Origin of the sequence: Agromyces sp. Soil535, assembly GCF_001428255.1 — a bacterium.
GTDB lineage: Bacteria > Actinomycetota > Actinomycetes > Actinomycetales > Microbacteriaceae > Agromyces.
In genome coordinates, this window is the sequence record NZ_LMRW01000003.1 from 262,127 (window position 1) to 276,160 (window position 14,034).

General features: G+C 68.7%; 15 protein-coding genes. 6 read left to right on the forward strand and 9 right to left on the reverse strand.

Features of this window, described 5'->3' with window-relative positions:
- Nucleotides 1-49: 49 nt before the first annotated feature.
- The 3 genes from ASG80_RS05520 to ASG80_RS05530 all read left to right on the forward strand — a co-directional run bounded on the left by ASG80_RS05520 (nt 50) and on the right by ASG80_RS05530 (nt 2,510).
- A complete protein-coding gene (locus tag ASG80_RS05520) occupies nt 50-454 on the forward strand; it encodes a DUF1801 domain-containing protein (RefSeq protein ID WP_056729156.1) in 405 nt (134 codons plus the stop codon).
- Between the two features lie 177 nt (nt 455-631).
- Entirely contained in the window at nt 632-1,378 is a 747-nt protein-coding gene (locus tag ASG80_RS05525; RefSeq protein ID WP_369816220.1) for a response regulator transcription factor, read from the forward strand.
- Nucleotides 1,365-2,510: a cell wall metabolism sensor histidine kinase WalK gene (locus ASG80_RS05530; RefSeq protein WP_056729205.1), complete on the forward strand. Its 1,146-nt coding sequence runs from the start codon at nt 1,365-1,367 to the stop codon at nt 2,508-2,510. The genes ASG80_RS05525 and ASG80_RS05530 overlap by 14 nt, the downstream gene beginning before the upstream one ends.
- A 95-nt stretch (nt 2,511-2,605) precedes the next feature.
- Here the strand turns inward: ASG80_RS05530 and ASG80_RS05535 are convergent, their stop codons facing one another.
- Complete coding sequence (locus ASG80_RS05535; RefSeq protein WP_056729157.1) at nt 2,606-3,445, reverse strand: alpha/beta fold hydrolase; 840 nt, start codon at nt 3,443-3,445, stop codon at nt 2,606-2,608.
- A 159-nt stretch (nt 3,446-3,604) separates the two neighbouring features.
- On the opposite strand from ASG80_RS05535, the gene ASG80_RS05540 reads away from it, so the two are divergent.
- Entirely contained in the window at nt 3,605-4,534 is a 930-nt protein-coding gene (locus ASG80_RS05540) for a hypothetical protein (protein WP_056729158.1), read from the forward strand.
- Between the two features lie 22 nt (nt 4,535-4,556).
- Here the strand turns inward: ASG80_RS05540 and ASG80_RS24385 are convergent, their stop codons facing one another.
- Entirely contained in the window at nt 4,557-5,003 is a 447-nt protein-coding gene (locus ASG80_RS24385) for a hypothetical protein (RefSeq protein WP_235508182.1), read from the reverse strand.
- Nucleotides 5,000-6,142, reverse strand: a complete 1,143-nt coding sequence (locus ASG80_RS05545) for a Na+/H+ antiporter (RefSeq protein WP_235508183.1) — start codon at nt 6,140-6,142, stop codon at nt 5,000-5,002. The genes ASG80_RS24385 and ASG80_RS05545 overlap by 4 nt, the downstream gene beginning before the upstream one ends.
- A gap of 91 nt (nt 6,143-6,233) precedes the next feature.
- On the opposite strand from ASG80_RS05545, the gene ASG80_RS05550 reads away from it, so the two are divergent.
- A complete protein-coding gene (locus tag ASG80_RS05550) occupies nt 6,234-7,493 on the forward strand; it encodes a multicopper oxidase domain-containing protein (protein ID WP_235508184.1) in 1,260 nt (419 codons plus the stop codon).
- The gene (locus ASG80_RS05555; RefSeq protein WP_056729160.1) at nt 7,490-8,707 is read left to right on the forward strand and encodes a ZIP family metal transporter; all 1,218 of its coding nucleotides are present in this window, start codon (nt 7,490-7,492) and stop codon (nt 8,705-8,707) included. The genes ASG80_RS05550 and ASG80_RS05555 overlap by 4 nt, the downstream gene beginning before the upstream one ends.
- Before the next feature lie 30 nt (nt 8,708-8,737).
- On the opposite strand, the gene ASG80_RS23415 is transcribed toward ASG80_RS05555, so the two are convergent.
- From ASG80_RS23415 to ASG80_RS05580, 6 genes are all read right to left on the reverse strand, one after another.
- Nucleotides 8,738-8,899: a hypothetical protein gene (locus ASG80_RS23415; protein WP_156401670.1), complete on the reverse strand. Its 162-nt coding sequence runs from the start codon at nt 8,897-8,899 to the stop codon at nt 8,738-8,740.
- A 154-nt stretch (nt 8,900-9,053) separates the two neighbouring features.
- Nucleotides 9,054-10,052 (reverse strand): class I mannose-6-phosphate isomerase, encoded by a 999-nt coding sequence (locus ASG80_RS05560; RefSeq protein WP_082589784.1) that lies wholly within the window; start codon nt 10,050-10,052, stop codon nt 9,054-9,056.
- The gene (locus ASG80_RS05565) at nt 10,049-11,245 is read right to left on the reverse strand and encodes an ADP-dependent glucokinase/phosphofructokinase (protein ID WP_056729162.1); all 1,197 of its coding nucleotides are present in this window, start codon (nt 11,243-11,245) and stop codon (nt 10,049-10,051) included. The genes ASG80_RS05560 and ASG80_RS05565 overlap by 4 nt, the downstream gene beginning before the upstream one ends.
- Before the next feature lie 42 nt (nt 11,246-11,287).
- Nucleotides 11,288-12,148 carry a ketose-bisphosphate aldolase gene (locus ASG80_RS05570; RefSeq protein WP_056729163.1) on the reverse strand — a complete coding sequence of 287 codons (861 nt, stop codon included), beginning with the start codon at nt 12,146-12,148 and terminating at the stop codon, nt 11,288-11,290.
- A gap of 46 nt (nt 12,149-12,194) precedes the next feature.
- A complete protein-coding gene (locus tag ASG80_RS05575; protein WP_082589785.1) occupies nt 12,195-13,043 on the reverse strand; it encodes a carbohydrate ABC transporter permease in 849 nt (282 codons plus the stop codon).
- A 4-nt stretch (nt 13,044-13,047) separates the two neighbouring features.
- Complete coding sequence (locus ASG80_RS05580; protein WP_082589786.1) at nt 13,048-14,004, reverse strand: carbohydrate ABC transporter permease; 957 nt, start codon at nt 14,002-14,004, stop codon at nt 13,048-13,050.
- Between the last annotated feature and the right edge of the window lie 30 nt (nt 14,005-14,034).

Consider the following 14,034-nt stretch of genomic DNA (forward strand, 5'->3'; position numbering starts at 1 on the left):
GGTCAGTCTGTCACGCCGCTCGTCGTACCCACCGCGTAGCATCCGCGGTATGGCCACCGATCGCTACCGCACCGTCGACGAGTACCTCGCAGCCCAGTCGCCCGAACGCCGCGAGCAGGTCGAGGCGCTCCGCGACCTCGTGCGAGACGCCGCTCCCGAGCTGGCCGAGATCGTCAAGTGGAACTCGCCGGACTACACGCTCGACGGCGTCGACCGCCTCACGATCAACGCCGCCGGCCGGGGCCCGGTGCGACTCATCCTGCACTTCGGCACCGAACGCCCCGAAGACAAGGGCGCCGTGCCGACGTTCACGGATGATCCGGCAGGCCTCCTGACGTGGCACTCGGACATCCGCGCGAGCCTCGAGCTGCCGCCCCCCGACGAGCTCGAGGCGAAGCGGGCGGCGAGCGCGGCGGTCATCCGTGCGTGGCTCGCGCACGAGGCTGCGGGTTGAGGAGCCGCGCAGCGGGCGTCTCGAAACCCACTCGCGCACCGGGTTTCGAGACGCGGCCTTCGGCCGCTCCTCAACCAGCAGGGACGGCTACGGCGGAGGTCGCGCGCCGGGCAAGTCTTACGGAACGGGAACGGATGTCCGCGCCCCGGTCTTGCGTCAGAGCGGCAGACGTACGCTGTGAAGGTGTCTCCTGCTCCGTCGTCGATCGGCAACGAGGACCTCGTGGGCCGGCGGGTGCTGCTCGTCGACGACGACCCCACCGTCGCCGAGGTCGCGTCGAGCTACCTGCGCGCCACGGGCTTCGTCGTCGAGGAGGCGAGCGACGGCTTCGCGGCCCTGCACGCCGCCGAGCAGTACAGCCCCGACCTGATCGTGCTCGACCGGATGCTGCCGGGCATCGACGGGCTCGAGGTGTTCCGGCGGCTGCGGGCCCGCACGTCGACGCCGGTCATCATGCTGACCGCGCTCGGCTCGGAGGACGATCGCATCGCGGGCCTCGAGGCCGGCGCCGACGACTACCTCGCGAAGCCGTTCTCGCCGCGGGAGCTCGTGCTCCGCGTGCAGTCGGTGCTCCGCCGTTCGATCGACGAGTTCACGCCCGAGTCGGTGCTCGAGTACGGCGACTTCCGGCTCGACCCGTCCGCCAGGATCGTCACCAGATCGGGTGCCGAGCTGGCCCTGACTGTACGGGAGTTCGACCTGTTCGAGTTCCTGTTGAAGCATCCGAACCAGGTCTTCAGCAGGGAGGACCTGCTGCGCACGGTCTGGGGCTGGACGCACGGCGACCTCTCGACGGTCACGGTGCATGTACGCCGACTGCGGGAGAAGATCGAGCTCGATCCCCGATCCCCCACGATGCTGACGACCGTCTGGGGGGTCGGCTACCGATTCACGATGGGTGGTGGCGCCGATGCCATGGTCTGACCTGATCGCCGTCGCCGGGGTCGCGCTCGCGACCTCGGCCGTGGTCGGAGGCGTGGGCGTGATCGCGCTGCTGCTGCTCCGCCGTGCGTCGCTCGTCGTACAGGTGTGCGTGCTCGTGCTCGCAGCGATCGCATCGGTCGCGGCCAGCATGGTCGCCGTGGCCAACGCGATGTACCTCTCCGAGCACGACCTGACCGTGGCCATCGCGGTCTCGCTGATCTCGGGCGTCGTGTCGCTCGTGCTCGTCGCGGTCCTCGGCTGGTTCGTCGCACGCAACTCGCGTCGCCTCTCGGCTGCCGCACGACGTATCGGCGCGGGCGAGCGCCTCGAATCACCTGGTCGATATTCGAACCGCGAGCTCAACGCACTTGCCGACGAACTGGTGGCGACGAGTGCGAAGCTCGCCGAGTCCCGCGAGCGGGAGCATCGCATCGAGGCGTCCCGGCGCGAACTCGTCGCCTGGATCTCGCACGACCTGCGCACTCCCCTCGCCGGCATTCGAGCGATGGCGGAAGCCCTCGAAGACGACATCGCGCCAGATCCGGCGCGGTACCACCGGCAGATGCGCATCCAGGTCGACCAGCTCTCGAGCATGGTCGACGACCTCTTCGAACTGTCGAAGATCGACTCCGACACGCTCCGCCTAGCGCTGAAAGAGGTCTCGCTGCCCGACATCGTGAGCGACACGGTCGCCGACCTGCGGCCCGCGTCGCGGGGCCGCGACATCCGCGTCGAGGCGCCACTCGGCCACGATCTCGTGGTCACGGCCGATCCTCGTGAGCTGTCGCGGGCGATCGGCAACCTCCTCATGAACGCGATCCAGCACACGCCCGAGGGCGCGCCGATCACGGTCGCGGTCGACCTCGTGGACGACCGCGCGGTGGTGTCGGTGATCGACGGCGGCGGTGGGATCGACGAAGCCGACCTCGACCGCGTCTTCGAGCCCGCGTGGCGTGGGTCCCAGGCCCGAACCCCGTCGATGCACGACGGGAGCTCCGCTGGAGCGGGCCTCGGGCTCGCGATCGTCAAGGGCATCATGAGCGCGCACCGCGGCGAGGTGACCGTGCGCAACGTGCCGGGCGGATGCCGCTTCGACCTGCTGCTCCCCCGCGACGCGTCGGTCAGGGCCTGACGCATCTCCCCGGATTCGCGCCGAACGGGCACGGTGTCCTCGCCCGAGATCGAGGGAGGGCGCCCGACCGAACCTCGAACGCCCTCCCGTGCCCATCACTCGGCGGCGTCGAGGATGACCTCGGTCACCTCATCCGGATGACTCATCATCACGACGTGCGAGCTGTCGATCTCGACCGTGGTGGCACCCGCGCGCTCGGCCATCACGCGCTCGGCCTCCGGCGGGATCGTGTGGTCCTGCGAGGCCACGACGTACCAGCTCGGAATGGTCTTCCACGCCGGCTCGCCCGACGGCGTGAAGAGGGCCGACAGGGCGGCCGGGCGCTGCGACGCGGCCATCACGGCCGTCTGCTTCTTGGGAAGGTCGCCCGCGAACAGGTCACGGAAGAAGGCCGGATCGATGTACCCGTCGGCGTCGCCCTCGGGTGCGCCCGGGTACGGACGGATCACGAGGTGATCGGCGAGGTCGCTGTGGCCGCCACCGAGCTCGTTCGCGTCGATCAACCGCTCGCCCGCGTCGAGTGCGTAGGCGGCGACGTACACGAGCGACGTCACGTTCGGGTTGCCCGTCGCGGCGTTGGTGATGACAGCGCCGCCGTACGAATGGCCGACGAGCACGATCAGACCGGTCAGCGTCGACAGGATCGTCTTCACGTACTCGGCGTCGGATGTGAGTCCGCGGAGCGGGTTCGACGCCGCGATCACGGTGTAGCCCTGCTTCTGCAGCCGTTCCGTCACGTCATTCCAGCCCGAGGAGTCCGCGAACGCGCCGTGCACGAGCACGACGGTGGGCTTCGGGTCGGCCGGCTGCTGTGCTGCGTCTTCCGCGCTCGCCGGCAGGGCGACGGATGCCGCGGCGAGCGCAGCCGCGCCCATGAGCGCGAGTGCGAGGCGGATGGGGCGCCTGATGCGCCGCTGATGAGTTGCGCTGGACATGGTTCGCTCTCCTCGTTCGATCGGTGACGGAGATGACGCGACGGCGACGGTTGTCCCGGCTTCGACACCTCGACGTTCAGCGTCGCGCGACGCACCCGCGGTTCGAACCACGTGTGCCACGTAGTCTCCGCTGTCGGCGGTATCCGAGACCATGGCCGCATGGACGTCACCGAGTGGCTGCTCGACTCCGACCCCTCCATCCGCTGGCAGGTCATGCGCGACCTGCTCGACCAGCCCGCCGACATGGTGGCGGCCGAGCGCTCCCGCGTCGCGACCGAGGGGTGGGGCGCTCGGCTGCTCGCCCTGCAAGCCGACGACGGCTATTGGGGCGGCGATGAGTACGGCATGCACGGCGAGCGCACGAGCGTCACCTGGACGCTTCACCTGCTGCGCCGCCTCGGCATCGAACCGGATGCCCCGCAGGTGCGCGCGGCCGTGGCCCGCGTTCGCGACGGCGTGACCTGGCGGTTCTGGGACTCGCTCCCCTACTTCCATGGCGAGGTCGAACCCTGCATCAACGGCGGCGTGCTCGCGCTCGGCGCCTACTTCGGCGTGCTCGGCGCGGGCAGCGACCGCATCATCGGGCGGCTGCTGCACGAGCAGCTCGACGACGGCGGATGGAATTGCGATGCGCCCGAGTCGCAGCGGTCGTCGTTCGACACGACGCTGTGCGTACTCGAGGGGCTGCTCGAGTACGAGCGCGCGGCCGACGACGCGCCACCGGAGGTCACGGAGGCCCGCCGTCGCGGTGAGGAGTACCTGCTCGAGCGCAGTCTGTTCCGCCGTCGCTCGACGGGCGAGATCGTGCTCGCCCGGTATGCGAACCTCATGTTCCCGCCGTACTGGCTGTACGACGTGCTCCGGGCGCTCGACTACTTCCGCGGGGCCGGCGATCGGCCCGACCCTCGCATCGCCGACGCGGTCGACCTGGTGCTCGCCGAGCGCGCCGGCGACGGCCGCTGGGCCGCCGGCGTGCCCTGGCACGGCGAGGTGCACTTCGCCGTCGACGCCCCCGAGGGCGAGCCCAGCCGGTGGAACACCCTCCGCGCCCTCCGCGTGCTGCGCTGGGTCGACCCGTCATCGGGTTGAGCACCCGGCGCGGCTCGCGGGTTCACTCCTCGGGCGCTGGCCGCAGCAGCCTGACCTCCTCCACATCGAGGAGCGCTTGCACCCGGCGCAGCACGGTGTCGTCGATGCGCTGCTCGTCACGCAGCGCGAGGACGGCGACCCGCTTCCGGGCGATCAGCGCCAGTCGAATCGCCCGGTACTGGTCGCTGTGCGCGAGGGTCACCCCGTCGTCGGAGTCGCCCGGTTCGGCGCGCAGGACCGCGAGATGCTCCGAGACCTCGCGGGTCACGCGCTCGCGAATGTCGGCATCCACGTCGAGCTCCTCGGCGACCTCGGGGATCGCGGCGAGCGCCTCCTCGGACGCCACGGTCTCGGCGAGCCGGCGTTCGTCTTCCGGACCGGAGTCGGCGGGGAACCGCGCCCAGCGAACGAGGGGCGGCAGCAGCACTCCCTGCACGACGAGCGTGAGCACGATCACCCCCGCCGTCACGAAGATGATGAGGTTCCGGTCGGGGAAGGCATCGCCCGAGGACAGCGTCGCGGCACCGCGAGCGCAGCCGCGAGCGACACCGCGCCACGGAACCCGGCCATCCCGCCGACGATCCGGGTGCGATAGCCCATGCGGCGGGCTCGCTGGGAGGGCCGGCGGTCGAGCAGCCGGATCAGGGCGACGGCCCCGAAGAGGAACGCGTACCCCACGGCGAGGATCACGAGCCACACCACCACGGCCATGACGAGCGCGATCCCGATCTCCGCGGGCGGGAGGCTGCGCACGGCGGTGCTGACCTCGAGGCCGACGAGCACGAACAGCGATCCGTTCAGGATGAACGTGGCGAGCGACCAGAACGACTCGCTCTGGCGCCGCGAGGTCGCCGAGCTCACGCGGGGCCCGACCTGGGTCGTGATGAGGCCCGCCACGACGACCGCGAGCACGCCCGACGCGCGCACGAGCTCCGCCAGCAGGTACGAGCCGAACGGGATGAGGATGAGCGCCACGTTCTTGAGGATCGGGTCGTCGAGCCGGCGCAGCACGAACAACCCGGCCGCGGCGATCACCGCACCGGCGGCAGCGCCGCCGAGGTAGGAGAGCAGGAACTCCCCCGTGATGCCGAGCGCGGTCACCTCCTGCTCGCCGACGGTGACGCCCACCGCGATCCCGTAGATCACAAGCGCCGTGCCGTCGTTGATGAGGCTCTCGGCCTTGAGGATGGTGACATTGCGGCGCGGCATGGAACGGGCGAACGCGGCGACGGCCGTGGCATCCGTCGGTGCGAGCGCAGCGCCGAGCACCCACGCGACGCCCCATGGCACGCCGAAGGCATGCGCGACCGCGGCGACCGCCGCGGCGGTGAGCACCACGAGCACGGTGCTCGTCAGGATGATGCCGCGAAGGTCGCGGCGAATGCCCTGGAGCGACGTGGTGAGGCTCTCCCAGAACAGGAGCGCCGGAAGGAACAGCAGCAGCACCACCTCGGGCGGCAGGCGCACCTCGTGCAGCGCCGGAAGCAGTCCGAGCAGGATGCCGGTCACGAGCAGCAGCACCGCCGGTGCGATGCGCAGCCGCCGCGCGAGCACCGAGCAGGCGATGAGCGCAACAGCGAGGACGACCACGAGTTCGAGTCCCAGCATCCGTGCCTCCTTCTTCGGGGGGCACCCTCGCCACGCGTCCGGGGAACCCTGATCACACGGTATTGCGGCCGCGCACCGCGTGGCAGGGTCTGTGAGCACCTCCGATCAGGACGTTGGTTCCAGTCGGCTGATCGGTGTTCGTCGGGCGAGTGAGCAATCGGTCCATCGCTCGGTGGAAGATTTAGGTATACCGAAATATACTGTTCCCGAGGGATGGTGGAACGTCATGGACAACTCAGTGCCCACCCGAGTGAGGCTCAGCGAAGGCAGCACGCCGAGAGGATCGGCGGAGCTTCCCAGCCGTCGAAGCGTGCTGTTGGGTGCGGCCGCGGCCATCCCGATGGCGGCACTGGGTGCGGCAGGCGGCGCACGGGCGCAGGACGGTGGCGACCACGACGGTAACGGTTCCGGTCACGGGCCGATGGACATGACCGGCTCGACGAAGACGAGCGCGACGAGTCATGTCGGGCACGCGGGGTTCCCGACGGGCTCGGTGCCTCCCGCACGTGCCGGGATCGACCCGACGGCGATCCTCCGCGATTTCGACACCGGCACGGTGAGCACCCTGCCGAACGGACAGGTGCTGCGTGAGTGGGAGATCACGGCGATCGACGTGGAATTCGAGATCGCTCCCGGGGTGACCTTCCCCGCGTGGACCTACAATGGGCGCGTCCCCGGGCCGACGCTGTGGTGCCGAGAGGGCGACGCGTTGCGGATCCACTTCACGAACGCCGGTTCGCACCCGCACACGATGCATTTCCACGGGCTCCACACCGCTGAGATGGATGGCACGCCCGGAATCGGAGCCGGGTCGATCGCTCCGGGCGCGACGTTCACCTACGAATTCGACGCCGTCCCGTTCGGCACGCACCTCTATCACTGCCACCAGTCGCCGTTGGCGCCGCATATCGCCAAGGGCCTGTACGGCGGGTTCATCATCGAGCCGAAGAGCGGCCGGGAGCCGGCCGATGACGAGATGGTGATGGTCATGAACGGGTACAACACCGACGGCGGTGACGACAACGAGTTCTATTCGGTCAACGGCCTGCCGTTCCACTTCATGGACCATCCCGTGCAGGTGAAGAAGAACGCGCTGGTGCGGATCCACCTGATCAACGTCCTCGAGTACGACCCGGTCAACTCCTTCCACGTGCACGGCAATTTCTTCCACTACTACCCGACCGGCACCATGCTCACCCCGAGCGAATACACCGACACCGTCTCGCAGGTGCAAGGCCAGCGCGGCATCGTCGACATCCGCTTCCCCTACACGGGCAAGTACATGTTCCACGCGCACAAGACCGAGTTCGCCGAACTCGGCTGGATGGGCTTCTTCGAGGTGAGCGAATGACCGCATCCCGGGATACGACGACGCCCGAGCACGGCGTCGAATCGGGTGCTCAGCGGATGCCTCGGTGGCTGCTCGGAGCGGGACCGCTCGCGCTCATCGCCCTGCTCATCGGGCTCTTCGCGCTGCTGAACGCTCCAGGCGTCACCGGCACCGGCGACCGCGTCCCCGAGGAAGCCGTGGCGGTCGAGAGCATCCGACTCGAACCCGGCGAGATCATCCTGTTCGTCCGGAACGAAGGCGTCGACCCTGTGACGATCGCCCAGGTGAATGTGTCGGACTACTTCGCACAGTTCACTCAGACCACGGCGGAAATGGCGCCGCTCCAGGCGAACACGATCACGGTGAGCTACAACTGGGTCGCCGGTGACCCCTACGAGATCGCCCTGATCACCTCTGCCGGGGGAAAGATCTCGGCCGACATCGATGCCGCCGCGCCGAGCCCTGAGCAGGGTGCCTCATTGATGGGCCTGATGATCCTCCTCGGCGTGTATGTCGGCGTCATCCCGATCGGCCTTGGAATGCTGTGGATGCCGTTCGTGCGGCGCTCCTCGCGAGCCTGGATGCAGGGGCTCATCGCGTTCACTGTCGGCTTGCTCGTGTACCTCACCATCGAGGCCACCCTCGAGGGTCTCGAACTCGTCGCGGACACCGGCGCGTTCGGGGGGAGCCTCGTCGTCTTCCTCGGGGCGGTCATCGCATACCTCACGCTCGAAGGCGTCGAAGGGGCCGTCATGCGCAAGCGAGCGGCGGGCGACCGAAGGCAGCTCTCTCCGCAGATGCTCGCACTCCTCATCGCCATCGGAATCGGCTTGCACAACCTCGGCGAGGGGCTCGCGATCGGCTCCGCGTACGCAGTGGGGTCGCTCGCCCTGGGCGCGTTCCTCGTCATCGGCTTCGCCATCCACAACACCACCGAGGGCCTCGCGATCGTCACGCCACTCGCCGGGCAACGCCCCCGGCTGAGCCGACTCGCCCTCCTCGGCCTCATCGCCGGCGCTCCGGCGATCCTCGGCGCCATGATCGGGGTGACCGTGAACCAGCCCGCGCTCGCCGCGCTCCTCTTCGGCGTCGGTGCGGGAGCCGTCGGCCAGGTCGCCGTGAAACTGCTGCCGCTGCTGAAGGACGGCACCGGCCGGATCCTCACCCCGCTCACCGCGGGCGGAATCATCGCCGGAATCGGGTTCATGTTCGTGACGGGTCTGCTCGTCGTCTAGGCGTTTGCGACGGCCCGGCTCCCAGTCTGCTCAACCCAGGAGCCGGAGGATCGAGCCGATGACGGCGATGCTGATCAGGCTGGGTGCAGCCGCGAGCGCCACGACGATGATCAACGCCACGAGCGCGGATTCGTGACCTCGATTCGTTCGACGGGCGTGATCGAGAGTGGGCCGGCGGGCCTCGTGGGTCATCGTGACCATCTCCTCGTCGCTGCGCGTTCAGGGCGTACTGCCATGCTGCGATGCGGCGCGAAGATGCACGTCGTCCACGGGGATCGAAGCGCCTACTGCGACTGCAGTAGGCGGGCACCGGATGCCGCGGCATCCGGTCTGCTCTGAGGCCCGGCTACGCGCCGCGTGCCAGAGGTGGTCGGCATGCGAGCAGGTCGCCGTGCCCTGAGACGCGCAGCGGGCCCGCCGAGTGCGGAGCCACGGCCGTCGTGCCGCGCGGCAGGTCGAGCTCGCCCGCCGCGGTCTCGAGCGTTAGCGCGCCATCGGTGACCACGAGCACGGCGAACCCGGGTTCCAACTCGACCGCACCGTCGATCACCGCTCGCTCCAGCCGGAAGTAACGGTCGGCCTCGGCCGGTAGCACGGATGCGCCCGCGCCCGCCGGCCGCGCGAGCCGCGCGATCTCCTCGAGGCTGCGGGCGCGCCGCTCCACGGCTTCCAGCGCGAGCGGGTAGCCGACGCCCAGGTGGCCGTCGCGCGGGCCGTCGAGTTCGAAGCCCGCCCACTCCACCAGGATCGACAGGTCCTCGGGCTCCTGCACCTCGACGAGCAGCACTCCCTCGCCGATGGCGTGCAGTACGCCGGGCGGCACGTAGACGACGTCGCCCGGCGACACGGTGACACGATGCAGGAGACCCAGCATCCTGTCGGCATCACGCTGCTCCACCAGCCCGAACAGTTCGATCACGCCGACGCTGCGGATGAGACCCAGCTGCACCTCGCCACCCTGCAGGATGTACCACGCCTCGGCCTTGCCGTGCGCTCGCCCCAGGTGCCGATGCGCGAAGTCGCCGGCCGGGTGCGCATGCACGGGCAGTCGCTGACCGGCGTCGAGCAGTTTCACGAGGAGGAGCGGATCGGCGCCCCAACGCTCGACGTGCGCCTGCCCGAGCCATCCCACCGGGTCGGCGGCGAGGGCTTCGGCGAGCAGGCGCCCATCGGGCAGCGTGCTGCGTCCGACACTCGGCTCCCCGGCCACGGTCGTGACCGAGGCGACCCAGTCCTCCGGCTCGCGCTCCCCGGCGGGAGTCTCGCCGCGGAAGTCCGTGATGCGCCGGCCGCCCCGGTAGAAACGCTTGGGCGGGCGGTTCGAGGGCAGGACGACGACGTTCACGCGGATACTCCCACGGGGACGAGTGCGGCGATGAAACCTCCGATGAAGGTGTCGCCGAGTCCGATGGTGGCGGGCTGGTCGGTCTCGAGCACGAGCGCGCCACGGCAGACGAGGCGGCCCGGGAAGCGTGCCTCGAGCGCCCCGGCGACGGCAGCGCCCTCGGGCTTCTCAGGCAGCGCGGCCGTGCGGGCGTAGTCGGCAGCGGTGTGCCCGTCGCCGATGAGGTAGCGGGTGCTCGCCATCACGATGCCGCCCCGCAGCGCGTCGGCGTAGTCGGCCGCTCGCTCGCCGAGCGCGAGCGACCAGTGCTTGGTGTGGATGACGAGGCACGCGGCGGGGATCAGGTCGCCGGCTTCGGCGAGCGCGGCCGCGATCGCGTCGGCATCCAGCAGGTCGACGGTGCGACCCAGGTACGCGAAGAGCTCGTCCTCGTTGAGGCTGTACACGTCGACCGCGTCGACGAGAGCATCGCGCACGCGACGGCTGAATGCGGGCTCGTGAAAGCCCGCGTCCTCGTAGATCGCCACGGTGCCGGTGGACAGTGCGGCGAGGTGGCGGCGGATCTGCTCGACGCGCTCGTCGAGCACCGCGGCATCCTGGATCGTGTTGAAGCCCGACACCAGGAACACCTGGGCGTCGCGGAGCACCGTGCCCAGATCGTCGCTCAGCACGAGGTCGCGGTTCGGCGGATCGTTCGTGTAGATGATGCGATTCGGATGCGGCGCCACGAGCTCGAGCCCACCGCGGCGCACGGCGGCGCCCGCAGCGAACTGCACGATGAGGTGCGGATCGGTGGAGTCGCCGCTCGCACTGCAGATGTGCTCGATGCCCTCGGGCAGCAGGGCCCGAACGTGGTCGTCGATGCTCACGAGGTGCACGAGGCTCGTCACGCCGAGGCTCCGCATGGCGATCGCGGCGCGCACGCAGGTGCCGCCGAGGGTGATGCGGGTGTCGAAGCGAGCCGCGAACGTCTCGACGATGTCGGAGGAGGCGACGAAGCGCTCTCCCCCGACACCGTCGCGCAGGAAGGCGAGCAACGTCACGACCAGGCTGCGCTCATCGACCACCGGGATGCGGGCGTCGAGCTCGTCGGCGCGGATCGCGTAGTCGTCGATGAGGTCCTCGATCACCGCGCTGTCCCACGCGATCTCGTAGTCGACGGTGCCGCCGAGTCCGAGTACCCGCTCGCTCATTCCCCTCCGCTCCGGATGTCTCGTCGTGCCGTCCTCGTCCGTCTAGTAGAGCGCAGCCTTGCCGGCCGCGTCGAACAGGTCGATCTTCTGGGCCGCGACGACCTTCATCGCCGCGATGCACGGCGGCTGGATGGAGTTCGGCTCGCGCAGCGACGTGTCGGCCAGTACCTCGCGCATCTTGTCGTGGTAGGCCACTTTGATGTCGCTGGAGATGTTGATCTTGTTGATGCCGAGCTTCACCGAACGGCCGATCTCGTCGTCGGGGTTGTTCGAACCGCCGTGGAGCACGAGGGGGATTCCCACCGCGGCCTTGATCTCGCGAAGGAGGTCGAGCTTCAGCGCGGGCTTCATGCTCGCCGGGTAGATGCCGTGCGACGTACCGATCGCGATTGCGAGACTGTCGACCCCCGTCTGCTCGACGAATCGCACCGCGTCATCCGGATCGGTGTAGATGATGTCGGCCGCACCGTCTTCGGCCTCGTTGTCGGTCTTGCCGATGGTGCCGAGCTCGCCCTCGACCGAGAGGCCCACGACGTGCGCCGCCTCGACGACGCGCTTGGTCATCGCGACGTTCTCGTCGAACGGCAGCATCGACTTGTCGATCATCACCGAGGTGAACCCGCTCTGGATCGCGGTGAGGATCTGCTCGTAGCTTCCGCCGTGGTCCCAGTGGATGACGACGGGCACCGACGAGCGGTGTGCCCGCGCGCGAACCGCTTGGATCATGTCCACCCCGACGTGGCTCACCTCGTCGGGGTGGATCGCGACGATGAGCGGTGAGTTCTTCTCCTCGCTGATGTCGATGACGCCGTTGAACATCGCGTAGTCGCTGATGTTGAACGCGGGTACGGCGAAGTGGTTCGCGTTCGCGACGCTGAGAAGGTCGTTGCCGTTGATGAGCACTGCTGGGTTCTCCTTGTTTTCGATGGTCGTGGTCGTCGGGCGCGGGTCAGCTCTTGACCGACCCGGAGGTCAGCCCGGCGATGAAGTAGCGCTGGAAGAAGAGGAAGAGGACCAGCACCGGAATGGAACCGAGGATGCTCATCGCCATCATCTCGTTCCACTCGTACGAGTGCTGGCCCATGAGGAGCTGGATGCCGATGGGCACCGTGCGCATGTCCTGCGTCTTCGTGAGCGTGAGCGCGAAGAGGTACTCGTTCCACGCGATCATGAACGTGTACACCCCGACCGACACGATGCCCGGCACCGAGATGGGCACGAGGATGCGCCAGAGCGCCGTCATCGAGCCGGCCCCGTCGACCCGCACGGCCTCGTCGAGCTCGCGCGGCAGGGTGTTGAAGTACCCGGTCATCATGATGATCGCGTAGGGCAGCGTGAAGACCATGTACGTGAAGATGAGGCCCGGATAGGTGTTGTACATCCCGAGCGTCACGATGAGCCCGAAGTACGGGATGAGCAGGGTGATCGGCGGCACCGCCTGCACGCTCACGATGATCATGTTGAGCGGGCGCTTGCCGCGGAACTCGAAGCGGCTGAACGCATAGGCGGCGAGGATCGCCACCAGGAGGGTGAGCGCCGTGACCGAGAGGGACACCACGTAGCTGTTGACGAAGAACCGCACCTTCTCGGGGTCGGTCAGGATCGTCACGTAGGCGTCGAACGAGAAGCTCTCGGTGACGAGGCGGGGCGGGTACTCGAAGATCTCGGTGTTCGACTTGAACGAGCTGGAGAGCATCCAGAGCACCGGGAGGCCAGCGAACGCCGCGCCGGCGAACAGGCCGGCGAGCACGGCGATCTTCAGCGTCATCCGTCGCCTGCGCATGATGGTGGTCGTCATGGGCTCAGTCCCTCGCTCGCTGGTGTCGTACGTAGAAGAAGGCGAGCACCATCGAGAACAGCAGGATGAGCACCGCGCTCGTCGAGGCGAGGGCGAACTCGTAGCGGCTGAACGCGAGCTTGTACGTGAAGGTGCTCAGCATCTCGGTGACGTTGATGGGGCCGCCACCGGTCGTCAGCCAGATGAGTGCGAACTGCTGCGACGTCCAGATGAGGTCGAGCAGGGTCATGCTGATGATGATCGGGCGCAGCTGCGGCAGCGTGACGTTGAAGAAGCGCTGCACGCCGTTGGCGCCATCGACCGTGGCGGCTTCGTAGAGGTCGGCGGGGATGCCCTGCAGGCCCGCGAGCAGGCTGACCATGAAGAACGGATAGCCCGCCCAGATGTTGATGAACGTCACCGCGCCGAGCGCGAGCGCAGGTGACGAGAGCCACTCGAGATCACTGGAGAGCAGGTAGTTGACGACGCCGTTGGGGCTCAGGAGCATCCGCCAGAGCACGGCGATCACGGCTGCGGTGAACAGCCACGGCAGGATGTAGATCACCCGGAACACCGCCCTGCTGGCGTTGCTGACGAGCGGGCTGTTGAGCAGCATCGCGAAGGCGAGCCCGATCAGCAGGTGGGCGATCACGCTCACGACGGTGAAGACGAGCGTGTTTCCGATCGCCGTCGCGAAGACCCCGTCGGTCAGCACCGTCACGAAGTTCTCGATGCCGACGAATTCCGGGTTCTTGTTCAGGATGACGTTGTCCGTGAACGAGTACCCGATGACGAGCACGATGGGCACGATCATCAGGACGAGCATGAGCAGCGCGGTCGGGGCGATGAACCCGAAGGGCTCGAGGGTTCGCCCGAGGCGACTGCGGCGGACCGACGCGCTCGACGCAGGGGGCGTCGGCGTGCGTGTCGGCGTGGGCGTGGGCTCCGGTGGAGCGGTGCTGTCGATGGGTGTGATGATCATCGGGTCGGCCTCCTGCGGGGAGGCCGCGTC

Excerpts from the sequence above, each read along its gene's own strand:
- ASG80_RS05540 (WP_056729158.1), top strand. The coding sequence starts at position 3,605 with ATGGACGTCACCGAGTGGCTGCTCGACTCCGACCCCTCCATCCGCTGG.
- ASG80_RS05545 (WP_235508183.1), bottom strand. The coding sequence starts at position 6,142 with ATGCTGGGACTCGAACTCGTGGTCGTCCTCGCTGTTGCGCTCATCGCC.
- ASG80_RS05520 (WP_056729156.1), top strand. The coding sequence starts at position 50 with ATGGCCACCGATCGCTACCGCACCGTCGACGAGTACCTCGCAGCCCAG.
- ASG80_RS05565 (WP_056729162.1), bottom strand. The coding sequence starts at position 11,245 with ATGAGCGAGCGGGTACTCGGACTCGGCGGCACCGTCGACTACGAGATC.
- ASG80_RS05580 (WP_082589786.1), bottom strand. The coding sequence starts at position 14,004 with ATGATCATCACACCCATCGACAGCACCGCTCCACCGGAGCCCACGCCC.
- ASG80_RS05535 (WP_056729157.1), bottom strand. The coding sequence starts at position 3,445 with ATGTCCAGCGCAACTCATCAGCGGCGCATCAGGCGCCCCATCCGCCTC.
- ASG80_RS05530 (WP_056729205.1), top strand. The coding sequence starts at position 1,365 with ATGCCATGGTCTGACCTGATCGCCGTCGCCGGGGTCGCGCTCGCGACC.
- ASG80_RS23415 (WP_156401670.1), bottom strand. The coding sequence starts at position 8,899 with ATGACCCACGAGGCCCGCCGGCCCACTCTCGATCACGCCCGTCGAACG.
- ASG80_RS05555 (WP_056729160.1), top strand. The coding sequence starts at position 7,490 with ATGACCGCATCCCGGGATACGACGACGCCCGAGCACGGCGTCGAATCG.
- ASG80_RS05575 (WP_082589785.1), bottom strand. The coding sequence starts at position 13,043 with ATGACGACCACCATCATGCGCAGGCGACGGATGACGCTGAAGATCGCC.